Origin of the sequence: Virgibacillus phasianinus (genome assembly GCF_002216775.1) — a bacterium.
GTDB classification, from domain to species: domain Bacteria; phylum Bacillota; class Bacilli; order Bacillales; family Amphibacillaceae; genus Virgibacillus_F; species Virgibacillus_F phasianinus.
This window is the reverse complement of record NZ_CP022315.1, coordinates 4,043,461-4,059,985: the sequence shown is the minus strand read 5'-3', so window position 1 is coordinate 4,059,985 and position 16,525 is coordinate 4,043,461. Positions and strand designations below refer to the sequence as shown.

The window sequence follows — 16,525 nt, the reverse complement described above, 5'->3', positions numbered from 1 at the left end:
ATGAAGATTAAATTTGATGAACAACAATACCAATTAGATGCTGCCAACTCTATTGTAGACATTTTTGATGGACAACCTGTAAAAGTATCTAACTTCTCAGTTGGTGCTGGACATATTTTAGGACAGCAACAAACTGAATTAGGTATTGGTAATAAGCTTGAACTGTCAGAACAAGAAATATTAGAAAATATACAAACGATACAAAAGGGAAATCACTTGAAAAAAAGTAATGTTATCCAAGACTGGAATTTCACCGTTGAGATGGAAACAGGTACAGGGAAAACGTATGTGTATTCTCGCAGTATTTTTGAACTAAATAAAAAGTATGGGTTCTCGAAATTTGTAATCGTCGTACCAAGTGTGGCTATACGAGAAGGGGTATACAAATCGTTCCAAATGACTGCTGATCATTTTAATGAATTATACCCGGGGCAGCATTGTCATTATTTTATCTATGATTCATCAAAGCTAGAGAAAGTTCGTGAGTTTGCAACAAGTAGTGATATTGAAGTAATGATTATTAACATCGACGCATTCAGGAAAAGTTTCGATGATCCTGGGAAAGAGACAAAAGCGAACCTTATCCATCGTGAGCGGGATACAATGAATGGGAAAAAACCAATTGAGTTCATTCAAGAAACAAACCCTATAGTCATTATCGATGAACCTCAAAGTGTTGATAATACAGAGAAAGCAAAGGAAGCCATTTCATCACTTAATCCATTATGTAAATTGCGTTATTCTGCAACACATAGAGAAACGTATAATCTGATGTATAAATTGGATCCTATTGATGCTTATGACCAACAATTAGTGAAAAAGATCGAAGTGCTGTCGGTGAATTCGGATGATGATTATAACGATCCATACATTAAGCTTATTAGTGTTTCAAACAAAAGTGGATATAAAGCAACGGTAGAGCTAGACGAGAAAAAGAAGAATGGTAACGTAAAGCGTGTTCGAAAACAGATAGATCCTAATAAAAAGAATAATCTCTTCTTACTATCTGGTGAGCGTGATTTATATCAAGGTTATGTAGTAGCTGGAATTGATTGCTTCCCAGGCAATGAATCGATAGAGTTTGAAAATGGCAAAGTACTGGGACTTGGTGGAGTGATTGGTGGAATGGACGATAACCTTTTAAAAAGATATCAAATCCGTGAAACAATCCGGACTCATTTAGACAAAGAGTTAAAACTAATTAATAAAGGAATAAAAGTACTTAGCTTGTTTTTCATTGATAAGGTTGCTAACTATCGTGTTTATAACGATGATGGTACATGGAGCCATGGGAGATATGCGCAAATGTTTGAAGAAGAGTATTTGAACCTAATTAAGCATCAGAAATATCATACTTTATTTGAAGAAGATAGCTTTCTTACAAACTTTAATGTGGAAGATGTTCATGGAGGTTACTTCTCGCAAGACAAAAAGGGAAATTTTAAAGACAGTCGAACAACAAAAGACGGTTCTCTCCGTTCAAATAAAGATGATGAATCCTTCTTTGAGCTGATCATGAAGAATAAAGAAAGATTACTAAGTTTTGATGAACCGAAGCGGTTTATTTTTTCTCACTCGGCACTTAAAGAAGGATGGGACAACCCAAACGTATTTCAAATCTGTACGTTAGTCGAAACAAAAGACACACTTACAAAACGACAAAAAATCGGACGTGGTCTTCGTCTACCAGTTAATAAAGATGGTCACCGTGTTTATGATGAAAACGACAATATATTAACCGTTGTTGCAAATGAATCCTATGAGGAGTTTGCAGATTCACTTCAAAAAGAAATGGAAGGTGAAACAGGCATTAAGTTTGGATATATTGAGCAACAGGCTTTCGCACCAATTACTTTTAAGGATGAAAATAATGAAGAACAAACACTTGGTTATGAAAAGTCCGAGAAATTGTTTGTTTATCTGTTAGAAAAGAAATACATCGATAGAAAAGGTAAAGTAAAAGATTCTCTTAAACAGGATTTAGTAAGTGAAGATTTTTCGGTGCCCGATGAATTTTCACCTGTACAGCAAGAGATTGAGCGGGTAATTAAAAAGTCGATTAAAAAGCTACCTGTATTTAATGAAAAACATAAAGTCTCCATTGGGTTGAACAAAGAAGTATTACTAAGTGAAGATTTCAACCAATTATGGGATAAGATTAAATATAAAACTACATATTCCGTTCAATTGGATAGTGAAAGACTAATGAATGAAAGTGTATCAGCGATTAGAAAATTAGCCCCATTTAGAGCAAGAAAAGTTAAACGGGAAAATGCACTCCTGAAAGTTGAGCACTCTGGGGTTACAGGTGAAGGACAAACACTAAGGGTATATGAAGCTTTGGAAGAAGAGCGAAGGCTACCTGACATATTACGTTATCTGCAGGAGCAAACAAATCTTAAACGCCGAACTATAGTGGATATACTTATAAAGTCCGAACGTCTGGATGATTTTAAAAAGGATCCTCAGGGCTTTATGGAAGCAGTAATGAAAATCATTAATCGGGAAAAACGTAAACTTATCATCGATGGCATTAAATACGAGAAGATTGGTGATCACGAATATTATGAGCAATCATTATTTGAAAACGAAGAGCTTGTAGGGTATATGAAAGCTAATGCTGTTAAAGTTGATGATGACAAGTCTGTGTACAATTACATCAAGTATGATTCTGACACAGAAAAAACATTTGCTGAAAAACTCAACAACGATGAAGATGTAAAGTTATTTGTGAAATTACCTGGGTCGTTTGCTATTGATACACCATTAGGAAACTATAATCCTGATTGGGCAATCTTAGTCGAGAATGATGGTGTCGAAAAACTATTCTTCGTCATTGAAACAAAAGGAAGTACAGATCAAGAAGATCTTCGCTTACGCGAGGACGGTAAGATTGAATGTGGGCGTAAACACTTTGCTGCACTTGAGAATGGTGTTAAGTACGATGTTGCAAGTAGTTATGAGCAGTTGAAAGAGAAAGTATAAAATAATTTTTTGCTTGAGTGTTTAGCTTAGACACAATAGGATCTCAACTAACAAGAACGCTAAAGGCTGTTAATTATTAATGTTACAGTTTCTTTAGCGTTTTATTTATACGATATTGATAATTTAAATTACAAATGTAGAAAAGGGGTAAGGTAATGAGCATCAACGAGACTAACTTAAGAAGAACCATTAGAAAAGAAGGTGAACTTTCAAAAAAACTGGTAGCAGTAAGGAAAAGAAGAGACGATGAAGCAAAGAAAATAAATAAAATAACAAAGAAAAAGAATGCGACGAGATCGGATTTACAAAGGTTGGAACGATATCAGAAGAATCTATTAAAGTATGAAAAAGAAATGACACAGTTAATGGAACAGGTTCGCAAAAATTATGATGATATTAACAGAAATAAAGAAAAAGTCGATAAAGAACAAAAGCGGGAGTACGAAAGAATGATGAAAACTATTAAATCTCAAACAAACACGAATGAGAATTATATGAACAAGGTATCGGAAGTATCAGAAAGGTTAAATGAACTGGCAATAGATGTTAAGCATACTGCACATGAAAAAGAAGTTATAGAATATGACGTATTTTTATCCCATTCAAGTCTTGATAAGGAAATTTTTGTTACCGAACTTTCTGAAAAGCTAAGTAATAAAGGGCTCAATGTCTTTGAGGATGTTAAGGTTTTCAAAATAGGACAAAGTCAAACTGATATGATGAATATGGGAATTTTAAATTCAAGATTTGTTGTAGTCTTCCTATCATCTAATTTCATTCAGAGTGGATGGTCTGAGTACGAATTCAAGAGCTTTTTAAACCGAGAAATTAATGAAAAAAAAATAATCATATTGCCGATATGGCATGATGTTTCGGTTGAAGAAGTCCGACAATATAACCCATATTTAGTTGATAAGTTTGCTTTAAGCACTGAAAAGTTTACGATAGATGAAATTGTAGAACATATTTTTCAGGTAATTTCCATGTCGAAGGAAGAAGATTAGATTTTCTTAAGCTATATAGTAGAGAACAGTTGGACTTCAAAGTTAATCATTACATAATAGGTTTAAAAATATATAGGGGTACGGACTACTCTAAAAAATATTATTAGATTAAATGTTGTACCTTTGACAGGGAGTGGCCATAATCGACTGCCACCTTTATTCTATGGTATTAATAGCATGTTTTTTTACCTTACAAACCGGTACAGTGAACCGCATCAAAAGTAAATGAGATTTAACTAACTAAAGTAAAAACACTCCCAACCAACCTTTAAACCATAACAAATATCCCTTACAATTAAAATAATCTAGTATAACAAACAACCAAAGGGGTCTTATCATGTTAAACGAATTAAAACTAGGCTGGATAGACTACTCCAGTGAACATAAGGATAAGGTGATGGCTGTCCTCCATGCGCTTTCGGGGCCAGAGGCAGTGGATGAACTAGGGATTGGCTTAATCCGTGATGGGTTTGCAGATATCTTGTTTCCGGTTACTTCGACGATCCAGGCTAGAGCGAAGTACTATTTTATTATTCCGTATTTATTAATGGAGTTGGAAAAAGAGAAATATACTAGACCACAGGATTTAATCCGGAAACTTGGTGAGGAAGAGATCGCGTTAATTGATACGTTGTTTGTTGATGGTGAAAGCGGTGTAATTGGTGGTAGAGCGGGGCAGAAACTGAAACCCTCAAGCCTTTATGGAATCAGTAATGAAAATTGTTAATCGTGAAAAGCGAAAACTTATTATTGACGGTATTAAGTACGAGAAAATTGGCGACCACGAATATTACGAACAGTCATTATTTAAGAATGGGGAGCTTGTTGGGTATATGAAAGCAAATGCTGTGAAGGTTGATGATGCTATATCAGTATATAATTATATAAAATATGATTCAGATACAGAGAAAATATTTGCTGAGAAGCTCAATAATGACGAAGATGTTAAGTTATTTGTGAAATTGCCTGGATCGTTTGTTATTGATACACCTTTAGGAAGTTATAATCCCGACTGGGTAATATTAGTTGAAAATGATGGCGTAGAAAAACTGTTTTTTGTAAGTGAAACAAAAGGTAGCACAGAACAGGAGGATTTTCGCTTACGTGAAGACGGTAAATTGAATGTGGACGTAAACACTCGCCGCTCTTGAGAACGGTGTTGATTACAATGTGGAGAGGAAAACTCCTCTCCTAGTTCATATTAAAGGTAAAGGGAAGCTAATGAAAAATGATCTCAAATGGTTTTTGGATAAGTTTATGCTGATGAGATAAAATACAATTGCTTGAAGGGCAAACGAAAGAAAAATCCTTCATATAATATGTCATCTAAATTAGACAAATTCTTGTGCTACTTGCTGTTTATTTAGTGGCAAATAAAGTATACAAGGGATATTTAAAATAATCACTCTTACCTACTAAAAAACCTTAGTCATTAGATCATTGGATTATTTCCTCATACAAATCACTATTAAGATCCTGTACAAAAGAAGAATATTCCTTAACCGCAATTAGGAGAATTGTTTTTTTGGCCCTAGTCATCGCAACATATAGCTTCTTTCTTTCGCGTGATAAGAATTCTGCCTCATCTTCTCCTGGTGAAGGTGATTTATAAGGCATTTTATTTTTTTTAAGATCTGTTATTATAACATGATCAAATTCTAGCCCTTTTGAAGATTGATAAGTTATTAACTTTACGCCCGGTGATATAATATCAGCTTCATTATCTTTTAATTTATACACAGGAACCCCTTGTTTTTCTAGTAGCAGGTCAATTTGATCAAGTTTGTAGTGGGTAGTAGCAATAATACCAATATTATCATTTGGATAGGAGCTTCTAATAGTTTTAACATGATCAATGATTTGCTGTTCTTCGGTTTTTTTATCCTTACACAGTAATAAAGTAGGCATTTTTCCGTCGATCTCAGGGACACTTGCTTTTTGGTAATCTTTGTCTTTTACATATAATTTATCTTTCTCTTGAAAATCATTAGCTAATTGAACTATTTGACGTGTTGAACGAAAAGTCTGTTTAAGTAAACGACTACGATTACCAATTACATCAATACCTGCTTGTTTCCATGTAAATGCACGGCGATATATTTGTTGTCCCTTATCAGCTCCAATAGTTAAACTCCTCTTACTAATAGAACTAATAGCCTTTAATTGCATAGTGTGAAGATCCTGTGCTTCATCAACCAAGATATGGTCTGGCTTTAGATGATTTGGAATTTGATCTGCTTTTTTAACAATAACTCGTGCCAAATCATCCCCATCAATTCCTTGATGTTTTGTATGAGTGCTTAATAACTCATTATATTTCTCAAGGACGTCGTAAATGGTTTGACGGTTATCCTTGGTAACCCTAATGTCGTTTCCCCTACCTACGCGTTTAATTTCAATATATTTTTCTCGCGAAGTGATTCCTGCTCCTTTAATCCATTCAATCTCATCACAAAGAAATTTTAATAAGGCTTTATCCTCATTATTTTTAACCTTAATACTAGGGAAACTAACATTTTTTCCATGTTTATTCACAATATTTTTTGCGAATTTAATAGTATTTTCCCTTTGATCACCAAGGATAAGACGTGTATGGGGATAATCAGTTTCCTTTAACATTTCCTGTGCCCATTGATGGAATGTTTTTGCTTCTAATGGTGTTGGATTTGTTTTAAGGGATAGTTGTTTAACGTAATTAGTTAAGGCCCTACTAAAAGTTAACAATAATAGTTTATCATTCGATTTGGATTTGCTTAAGTGGTGTGCTCTAGCCAAAAGAATGGTAGATTTACCACTCCCAGGTATACCTTGGATTAGCAAATCTCCCTTTGGTTTGAAAGTTACGCACTTTTGCTGTGTTCTTGTTAACTCTACTGGTGTTGTAGACATTAAGGTTCCTCCTTATTAAAAAAGATCCATTAATCTTCTTAGCTCTTCCTGTTCTTTATTTTCAGCTTCTTTTAGTTGTTTTGTTGTTTGGTCAATGATAGATTTATCCTTATAATTAAATCCTTCATTTTTTTCTTCTTGGTTTGAATTATGGTACTGTTCGAACTTAATATTAGAGGGAAGGCAACGGTCCAAAAAACTTTCTTGATGAATTCCCTTTTTCCCAAGAATATATAACTGATTTTGTGCTCTTGTTATGCCTACATAAAAGAGGCGACTTTCCTCATCAATATCTGGCTGACTACTATGGGGGAACTCACGATCTCCAAGATAAAGAATAAATACAACTGGATATTCCAAACCTTTTGCATCATGGACTGTTTTTACAATAACTGCGTCATCAGTTTCAACTGAAACTGATTCCTCCAATTCTACTGAGTAGTCAATTAAATCATCTGTGTCAACAGCACCTTGAGATATAGCATCTTTTACAAAAGAAATAAGATCTTCATTTTCATTTTTTTCTATGAGTATAGATATAATTTCATCTAATGGCTCTTCTTCATATTTATTGCTTAGTGCAATAATTCGTTCTGACAAAGATATGGTTTCCCCACTTTTAGATTGTTTTTTGGTGTAGGCTATGTTCATACTTTCTAGTTTTTTGAATACTTTCTCGCCTTGAGGGTAGTATTCAGAGTTCTTTCTATACAGTACACAAATATCGGATGGATTGTATTCGCCATTATCAATTAGTTCATTTATTTTGTTGGCAACATAGGTTGCTGCTAATTCGATAGAGTGAGTTTCAACTAGGGTAGGTTGAAAACCTGATCGGGTTTTATATGGTATAATATTTTGTTCTTTTATAAAGTCGTTAGCAAGTTCAATTATTTCATTAGTTGAACGATAGTTTTGGATCAAATTTACCATTTTGTAATTATTAGGATCCTTCCTACTAAAAAAATCTGAGAATCGTTTTAAATTCCGACTATTGGATCCATTAAATGTATAGATTGTTTGGTTTTTATCACCCACAATAGTAACGTGGCTGGAATTATGAATAATTGAAAAAAGCAATTTTTCCTGGGCTAAGGAAGTGTCCTGATATTCATCCACAAAAATATAATTATACTTGGAAGAAATCATATTATAAGTGAGTTTTTTTAGTTGCAGTAATCTTATAGCCTCCGAAATCATTCCTTGGTAATCTGTGACGTTTTTAATTTTTTCTATCTTATTTACTCTAGCCCAGTATTTTTTTAATTCTTCGCCTTTAATTAGAATACGACCACTTTCATATGTGGTAATATTATAAACTTTTTTATCATCAATCTCTTCATAATGATTAAATGGATCAAATTCTAATTGATTACCTTGCCTAATTTCAGTGTAAGCCCTAGCCAATGCGTTATTTACAACGTCTCTGTCTGCGTATGCTTTACATAATCCCTTAATTAATGATTGATCTAAGTTTAGAAATTCTTCAGTGCTTACTCTTTGAAAACCTGCACGGAATCGGGATTCTTTACAATAAATTCCGTTTTTAATAATTCGGTGGGCTAGGCTATGAAACGTTAAAATTGTTGGTTTTCCACCGTATCCAATTCTATCGGAAAATTCCTCTAATTTATGAAGTAATTGACTTTTTGCAGATCTAGAAAAAGAAATACCTAATATTTCTTCAGTATCTATACCCAGTTCACTTTGTGTATAAAGTATTTTAGCTGCCAATGTTGTAGTTTTACCAGTCCCAGGACCAGCATTGATTTGTAAGTATTTCCCATTATATAAAACAGATTGTTTCTGTTCTTTATTTAAATAATTTATTATTTCGCTCATCAATAACATCCTTTTACGGGTATTATAGCTTGCATCCTACTATTATATTAGCAAATTTATTTGTCTATTAGTAGTATAAATAGTGTGTTATTATTAAATTGTGAAAATATTGATGTTTAAAGGATTATTTTTGGAAGTATAGTAGGTAGGTACTGGTATCCATTACTACCTATAAATTCATCAATCTTTGTTATGACTTTAGCAAGTAAAATCCCGTCATTTTTGGTTAGTTCAAATAATCGAATCATCATTTTCATATATATTTTTCGAGGAGTGTTGTTATGAGTATTTCTGCAAAGGACGTTAGGTCAGAATTATTAAACCGCCTTCGATATGACTTGGTGGGTCCTGAAACTGAATCTGAGACAATTAAAAATAAACCACTTCAGAAATATCTAGCCGGAATACTGTGGCCCATGAAATCCAGCATTGCAACTTTTGAGGATGAAAGCGAAAATATTCAAGGAAGGGATACAGCTAAAGAAACAATTGAATCCATTGCTCCTTTAGCAAAAGCTATGAATCCATCAGCTATAGGTCTATCATTTTTGGTAGATAAGGAAATGCCAAATTTATTAGTGGATGTCGATTTTGGTATGTATGAAGAAGGTAGTGAAAAAGAATGGTCAAGGACACCTTTTGGGATAAAAAATCTAGAAATAAACGTAACAAAAGGACTTGGAGAAAAACAATACATACAAATACCCAAGTTAGATATAGTGAATGAAAGCGAAACTATAAAGTCAATTAGACTAGAATGGATAGTAAGAACGTACAATAATTGTTATGCAGTAAGCATGTTTATGGTAAATCGTTATACGCAAGATACGGATGAGCATAATATCGATCACAAATGTGTTTTCCAACCTAAAATAGTTGTGAAAAGCAAGTCGGATAAATCATTTATGGTAAGAAACGCATTTTCAAATAATGAAAAAGGATTTCAAGACGATGATACTAAAACCAATGAACTACTTTATCGGGAAGAAGCTGTTTATGGGGTTGGTCACAGTATAGCCGTTAACTGGCGTGGTGTTGACAAACAATTAAAAAGATGTGGCATGCTGGAAACCGAAATTATACCGGCACATGAGATTCCAATGGTAATACCACCAAAATGGGATAAAGGTGGCACTTTAGATATGGATGAACTGGGGGCAATGACTTCGCCTGAACAAGTTAGAGTTGCCTTGCAACCGTTACTAAATGAGTATGGGAAATGGATAGAGGAAAGAAAAAGAGAGATCAGAACAATAACGGAATATAAGGAAACTGCAATACAACATATGGAAAGGTGTCAGCAATCCCTTGCAAGAATGGAAAATGGGATAAAACAATTGGACAAAAATAAAATGGCCTTTGAATCTTTTATTTTTGCTAATAGGGTAATGGCGAGTCAACGTGTGCACACTCTAGCTATTGAAAAAGGGATTTCCCACAATGAAGTAAAAGAAGAATCAACTTGGCGTCCATTTCAGATCGCTTTCTTTTTACAAAATATTGAAGGTGTTGCTGATTCAACATCAAAAGACAGACAGATTGCGGATTTATTGTGGTTCCCAACCGGGGGTGGTAAGACTGAGGCATATCTTGGTCTAGCTGCTTTTACATTAGGCTATAGAAGGTTGGTAAAACTGAATGGTTATAGGAATGACGTTGGAGTCTCAGTTATTATGCGCTATACTTTAAGACTTTTAACAGTACAACAATTCCAACGTGCAACAGCAATGATTTGTGCATGTGAGGAAATTAGGAAAGAATCTTCTGATGTATGGGGAGAAAACACATTTAGAATTGGACTTTGGGTTGGACAAAGTAGTGTACCTAATAAATTTGAAGACGCCAAGAAAGTAATAAGTGCAAAAGCAGATGGCATTAGTAAAGGAACAAGAGAAAACTTTGTTGACCTATCAAAAGGGACGCCAGTACAGCTGGTTTCATGTCCGTGGTGTGGTACTAAATTAATTGATGACAAAAAACCGAAATTATTTTTAAGCACATATAAGTATAGAGACAAGAAAAGAAGAATTAATATTTGCTGTCCAAATAGTGACTGCTCTTTTCACAGAAAAAATTCAAACAACGAGGGATTACCAGTTTTGGTAACAGATGAAGAAATCTATCGATTACTTCCTGATTTAGTTATTGGAACCGTGGATAAATTTGCACGTATGCCATGGCAACCCGAAATTCAAAATTTGTTTGGAAAAGTAAAAGGTGAAGTAAAAGAATGGGGCTTCCTATCAAATGGTGGATCAAGTATAGAACAGGGTAATGCTAAAAATGTATCTGGTAGCTTAAGCCTTATAAACAGTGAGCCAATCCTTCCACCTAACTTAATTATCCAAGATGAACTTCATCTTATTTCGGGTCCTTTGGGAACTATGGTAGGGCTTTATGAGACGGCTGTAGATTATCTGTCTTCAATTAAAGTCAAAGGAATAGACGTTGGACCTAAAATAGTCGCTTCTACAGCCACCATTAAGAATGCTGAAAAACAGATAGAAGGACTTTATACTCGAAAGGCTCAGATTTTTCCTAGTCCAGGCTTATCTCATACGGATTCTTTCTTTGCGCAACAAAGACCGGTTTCCGAAACACCGGGACGTTTATATGTTGGGGTGTTTGCTCCCGGCAAAAGCATGAAAACCACTCAATTAAGGGTTTATGCCAACATGTTGGCAAGTGTTTCTCAAATGGAAAAAGATTATGATTCAAAGTTTCTCGATCCATATTATACATTAGTAGGATATTTTAATAGCATACGAGAATTGGGTGGAGCTGTACGTTTAATTGAAGATGACGTTCCTGCACGAATGAATACACTTGAAAAACAATTTAGCGAGAATAACAAATATCAATTTACGAAGAGGGAATTAGAACGGGATGTTCCAGAATTGACCAGTCGGATTGATTCTGGGAAAATTCCAGAACTTTTATCTCGTTTGGAACAGCTTTATTATAAAAAGGGTGAATTTACGCCAGTAGATGTTTTGTTAGCAAGTAATATGATATCTGTTGGTGTCGACGTTTCAAGATTGGGCTTAATGGTAGTGAATGGTCAACCTAAAACTACTGCGGAGTATATACAGTCTACAAGTAGGGTAGGTAGAAAGCACCCTGGGCTAATAATTTCTTCTTATAATTGGGCTAGACCAAGGGATATATCGCATTATGAAGAGTTTTTTGCTTATCACTCTGCACTATATAGGTATGTAGAGCCAATCAGTGTTACTCCATTTGCCTCAAGGGCTCGGGATAGAGGGCTAGCGGCTGTATTTGTTTCTATGTTAAGACTTGGTGAATTAGGACTTACAAACAATAGTAGTGCTGGAAATATGGAAAAGGTTAACAGTATTTCAAATAAAATAATGAATATATTTTTGAATAGGGCGAAGAAGATGAACTTGCCAACAGATGCAATAGAAAATCACTTGCGAGGGCTAATCGAAGAATGGGAAGACGATGCAAATAGAAGCAGGTTAAACTATTACAAACCGAATGCAAAAAGCGAATCGAATCTGTTATATCACATAGGTAAAGCTGAAACAGAAGGTACCTTTAAAACACCTAATTCCATGAGAGACGTAGAAACAACGGCAGGTATATACATTGGAAGGGATTGAATATTATGGGAAACAAAGTCGGTGAGTTAAGACCAAGTCAATTTATTACTACATTTGGACCAGGCTCTATAGTTGATCTACCTGACTACTCAGTAATAATGGGTGGTATTGACAAGTGGGACGATTTAGATGTATCTAAATCAAAAAGTATTGATGAACCGAGGATTATGAAAAAATTAAGGATTAAGCAAATAAAATCAATACCTATAAATGCGAATTCTGGATCAGATTATGGAACAATACCTGCTTATCGTTTTCCGGAGTACCACGTTTGCCCAAAATGTAGGAAATTAGGAAAAAGGAATGGCCGAGACTTTTTTGAAGAAGATGGAGTTCTTTACTGTAAAAACCCTGATAACGAAAATGGACCCTGTCCCAAAGTCAAAACACATCCTGTACGTTTTATAACAGCATGTAAAAAGGGACATATAGATGACTTTCCTTGGGAATTTTATGTTCACAGAGGACAAAAATATGAAGCAAAAAAGTGCAAATTATATTTGGAAGATGAAGGAGCCACGGGATCATTAAAAGATCTTGTAGTCCGCTGCAAAACATGTGATAAGGAAAGGCCTATTAGTGAAGCGATGTCTAATAATCGAATCCTAGGAAACTGTTCTGGTAATAGACCTTGGCTAAGGGATAAAGTACAAGGTTGTGAAGAGGAACGAAAACTACTGTTAAGAGGTGCGTCAAATATTTATTTTTCTTCTTTGGAAAGCTCACTTGTAATCCCGTCTAAACCAGAAGAAAATTTAGAGGAATTTGTTAGAAATAATGTTGATTTGGATGATGATGAATTATTTAGTGATAGAAGCTTTTTCGATAAATATTTTAAACGGAAGCCAGATATAAATCGGATTGGTTTGGATAAAGTTTGGAGTATTGTACAGCAAATAAAAAATGGTAATAAAAATAAGGAAGATGATGATTTGAAAATACCAGAGTACAATGCCCTTCTTACCGAACAGTATAATTATGATGGTATTGAATTTGAAGTAGAAAAAGCAAATGTACCTCGCAGGTATAGGGGTTTTATTTCCAATTTAATTAAGGTGAAACGTTTAAAAGAAGTTATGGTTTTGAAAGGATTTACACGGATTCATCCATCACCGGATGTGACGTCGAGACTTTCAAGAGAATCTGAAGGAGAAGATGGTGGTTCTAGTGATCAAGTAGAGTTGGCCCCATTAAGTTCCGAAAACAAACCCAACTGGTTACCAGGTGTAGAAACATATGGAGAAGGGATTTTCTTAACCATTAACAATGATAAATTAAATAAATGGGAAAATAAGTTTAGGGGTTACGAAAAGTCTATGGAAAGTGCACATAAAAAAATGTACCAAGAACGTGATTTGCCTGATGATGCAATACCCCCATTTGAAGGCTTGCGCTATGTTCTGCTGCACACCCTTTCCCACGTTTTAATCAGGGAACTAACTTTACATTCGGGATATTCATCGTCGGCTTTAAAAGAAAGAATATACTCCGATGCAAAAAATGAAATGTCTGGTATACTAATTTATACTTCTACAGTTGATTCGGAAGGAAGTTTAGGTGGGTTAGTGGAATTAGGAAATGAAGATCAATTCGAGTCTATAATGGCAAGAGCTTTGGCGGCAGCAAGGTACTGTTCCGGGGATCCACAATGTGCCGAACACGATGCGGAAAAACTTATAGATGTTAACGGCGCCGCGTGTCATAGTTGTGTACTAATTGCGGAAACTTCTTGTGAAAATTCAAACCGTTATTTGGATCGGTCTTTGTTGGTAGAAACAGTTGCTAATTATCAAAGGGAATTTTTTAATAATGTGTAGACTACAGGATAATATTGTACACTTTGTATCTGTTTGCACCAACAATTATGCCGATCATTTGCTTGGTAAGCTAATAGAAGTATTGGGGTGTAATGAAATTAAAAATGGGTATGGTCACCTTCAATCTAAGTTAAACTTTCCTTTCGATCTGGAATACTTTATTTTTGAGATATTTGAAGAAGCGTACACTTGTGAATTTAAGTCATCTGATTTAATAAATGCTTTGCAAGTAGCTGAGAAGATGGCAAAATATCAAATTAGTTCTCAGCCCAGAATATCATTTGTGTGGACGGGACCTAACTTTGAAAGGAATTTGGTCCAATATAATACCTATGATACTGTGAAACAATTAATTGATTCAGCAAATGAAGAAATTTTTATAGTCGGATATAATTTCTCATTTAGAGATGATGCGATGCGTGAACTTCTTAGAAGTATTGAGAATGCCGCTGATAGAAAATGTAGAATAAATTTAATTGTTAACACGGAAGAACGAAACTTTAATGAGATTATGAATAATTGGAATAAAGAACCATATTTGTTAAATATTTATAGTTGGGTTGGAAGTAGTGCTTCTGATTATACGAGTTTGCACGCAAAGCTAATCATCATTGATCAGACGAAAATGTTATTAACTTCAGCAAACTTTTCTTTTCATGGATTTATGAAGAATATAGAAACTGGTGTTGTTATTGAAAACCATCAAGTAACTCGGGATATATGGAAACAATATCAATCATTACTTAGAAATAATCAAATGAAAAAAATTTATTAGATGTAATGCAGAAAATTTAGATCTATTGTTTTGTCTAACTTAAAAAGATAGAATAATATTGGGTGAAAAATAGCACTTTTAAAAGGAAGAAAACCATGAAAACATTAAAAGTACTTGATTTATTTGCTGGTGGTGGGGGGTTCTCAACGGGTTTTTTGCAATCGAAAAATATTAATGTTGAATTTGAAATTGTAAAGGCAGTAGAGCTAGATCAAGCCGCTTCTGATACCTTGCGGGGACATTTAGGAGAAGAAAGGGTAATACAAGGTGATATTACCTGTACCTCTACTAAAGAAAAAATTTATAAAACTTGTAGTGATGTAGACGTTGTGATTGGTGGACCACCATGCCAAACATTCTCTTTAGCTGGGCCCGCTAGGTCCGGAACCGCAGAAATGCGCGAGAAGCTAAAAAATGACTCACGTAATACCCTGTATAAGCACTTTTTCGAAATAGTAGATTATATTAAACCAACATTTGTTGTGTTTGAAAATGTGGAAGGTATGCTATCAAAGAAAGTTGATGCTACACAGGGGTTGAATAACAAGCAAGTTCAAGTAATTGAGCTTATATGTGATGAACTGGAATCTAAAGGATATACCACAAATATAGAAAATAGCATATCTGACCGTTTTCAAGTACTTAATGCAGCCGAATACGGGGTTCCTCAACATAGAAGAAGAATAATTATTATTGCAAACCGTTTAGGGTGTGAAAACCCTAGGCTTGAACCAACAAATGGATTTTTTGATAAACCATCATTTTTAACAGTAAAGCATTCAATTGCCCACCTTCCTGTTAGATTACCTAGGATTTCAGTTTCAAGATTGGATAATCTGAAGAATATTGACGTAATCAGAAAAAACTATAGGAAGAGTTTGTCGTTTTTTATAGAAAGTTTAGAAATTCTTGCTATAAAAGAAGCCGAAACCAAAAAACTGCAAGGGTTAGAACAACTGTATAAGAGATTGAAAGAAGAATCTGAATATATAAAGGGAAAACGAAGTTATAAGATTTATAATTTGAAGAAGTTTATAGCCTTATATAATGAATTAATTTTAGAATACGGGATTAATGAATTTGAAGATAGTTTCCATCTGAAGAATCATCAATCACGTGAACACAACTTCAGAGATATTATAATTTTTATTAAAACAAAACAGGGAAGCAATTCTGCACGTTTTATGAATCGGGCATCAGATGATTACAATGAATTTTTGGATTCGCTCTATCCATATAACAAAAGTAAACATAAAGATACCTATGTAAAACACAGTTGGGGAAAGCCATCAAACACAATATTAGCCCATATGGAAAAAGACGGACTTAAATTTATTCACCCAGAGCAGCCAAGAACACTTACACCTTATGAGGCGCAATTGTTACAATCATTTCCAGAAGACTATATTTTCTGTGGTGGAAGAAATGATCAGTACCGTCAAATTGGTAATGCGGTTCCTCCTAAACTTGCACAATCTATTGGTAGGTCATTAATACATCTTTATGAAAAGTCTTCAGCCATAAACTCAGAAGTATCTATTGGATGATCCATAGATACTTTTTAAAATGGAGGAGATTTATAAATAG

The 16,525-nt window shown here is 34.4% G+C and carries 10 protein-coding genes; 8 read left to right on the top strand and 2 right to left on the bottom strand.

Annotation, left to right across the window (positions count from 1 at the left end):
- The 4 genes from CFK37_RS19785 (at position 1) to CFK37_RS19770 (ending at position 5,140) form a co-directional block, all read left to right on the top strand.
- On the top strand, positions 1 to 2,985 hold the full coding sequence (locus CFK37_RS19785; protein ID WP_089063478.1) for a type III restriction-modification system endonuclease: 2,985 nt from the start codon (positions 1 to 3) through the stop codon (positions 2,983 to 2,985).
- Between the two features lie 155 nt (positions 2,986 to 3,140).
- Entirely contained in the window at positions 3,141 to 3,989 is an 849-nt protein-coding gene (locus tag CFK37_RS19780) for a toll/interleukin-1 receptor domain-containing protein (protein ID WP_089063477.1), read from the top strand.
- A gap of 337 nt (positions 3,990 to 4,326) precedes the next feature.
- Positions 4,327 to 4,716, top strand: a complete 390-nt coding sequence (locus CFK37_RS19775) for a DUF6361 family protein (protein ID WP_089063476.1) — start codon at positions 4,327 to 4,329, stop codon at positions 4,714 to 4,716.
- Positions 4,703 to 5,140, top strand: coding sequence for a restriction endonuclease (locus tag CFK37_RS19770; protein WP_089063475.1), 438 nt, complete (start codon positions 4,703 to 4,705; stop codon positions 5,138 to 5,140). Before CFK37_RS19775 ends, CFK37_RS19770 begins: the two co-directional genes overlap by 14 nt.
- Before the next feature lie 286 nt (positions 5,141 to 5,426).
- Here CFK37_RS19770 and CFK37_RS19765 read toward each other — a convergent pair whose 3' ends face one another.
- The gene (locus tag CFK37_RS19765; protein WP_089063474.1) at positions 5,427 to 6,878 is read right to left on the bottom strand and encodes a 3'-5' exonuclease; all 1,452 of its coding nucleotides are present in this window, start codon (positions 6,876 to 6,878) and stop codon (positions 5,427 to 5,429) included.
- Between the two features lie 15 nt (positions 6,879 to 6,893).
- Positions 6,894 to 8,720, bottom strand: a complete 1,827-nt coding sequence (locus CFK37_RS19760) for an ATP-dependent helicase (protein ID WP_172840539.1) — start codon at positions 8,718 to 8,720, stop codon at positions 6,894 to 6,896.
- 281 nt (positions 8,721 to 9,001) lie between these two features.
- On the opposite strand from CFK37_RS19760, the gene drmA reads away from it, so the two are divergent.
- From drmA to CFK37_RS19740, 4 genes are all read left to right on the top strand, one after another.
- Positions 9,002 to 12,346 (top strand): DISARM system helicase DrmA, encoded by a 3,345-nt coding sequence (gene drmA / locus CFK37_RS19755; protein ID WP_089063472.1) that lies wholly within the window; start codon positions 9,002 to 9,004, stop codon positions 12,344 to 12,346.
- A 5-nt stretch (positions 12,347 to 12,351) separates the two neighbouring features.
- Positions 12,352 to 14,163, top strand: a complete 1,812-nt coding sequence (gene drmB / locus CFK37_RS19750; RefSeq protein ID WP_089063471.1) for a DrmB family protein — start codon at positions 12,352 to 12,354, stop codon at positions 14,161 to 14,163.
- On the top strand, positions 14,156 to 14,938 hold the full coding sequence (locus CFK37_RS19745) for a phospholipase D-like domain-containing protein (RefSeq protein WP_089063470.1): 783 nt from the start codon (positions 14,156 to 14,158) through the stop codon (positions 14,936 to 14,938). Before drmB ends, CFK37_RS19745 begins: the two co-directional genes overlap by 8 nt.
- Before the next feature lie 95 nt (positions 14,939 to 15,033).
- The gene (locus CFK37_RS19740; protein WP_089063469.1) at positions 15,034 to 16,485 is read left to right on the top strand and encodes a DNA cytosine methyltransferase; all 1,452 of its coding nucleotides are present in this window, start codon (positions 15,034 to 15,036) and stop codon (positions 16,483 to 16,485) included.
- Positions 16,486 to 16,525 lie beyond the last annotated feature (40 nt).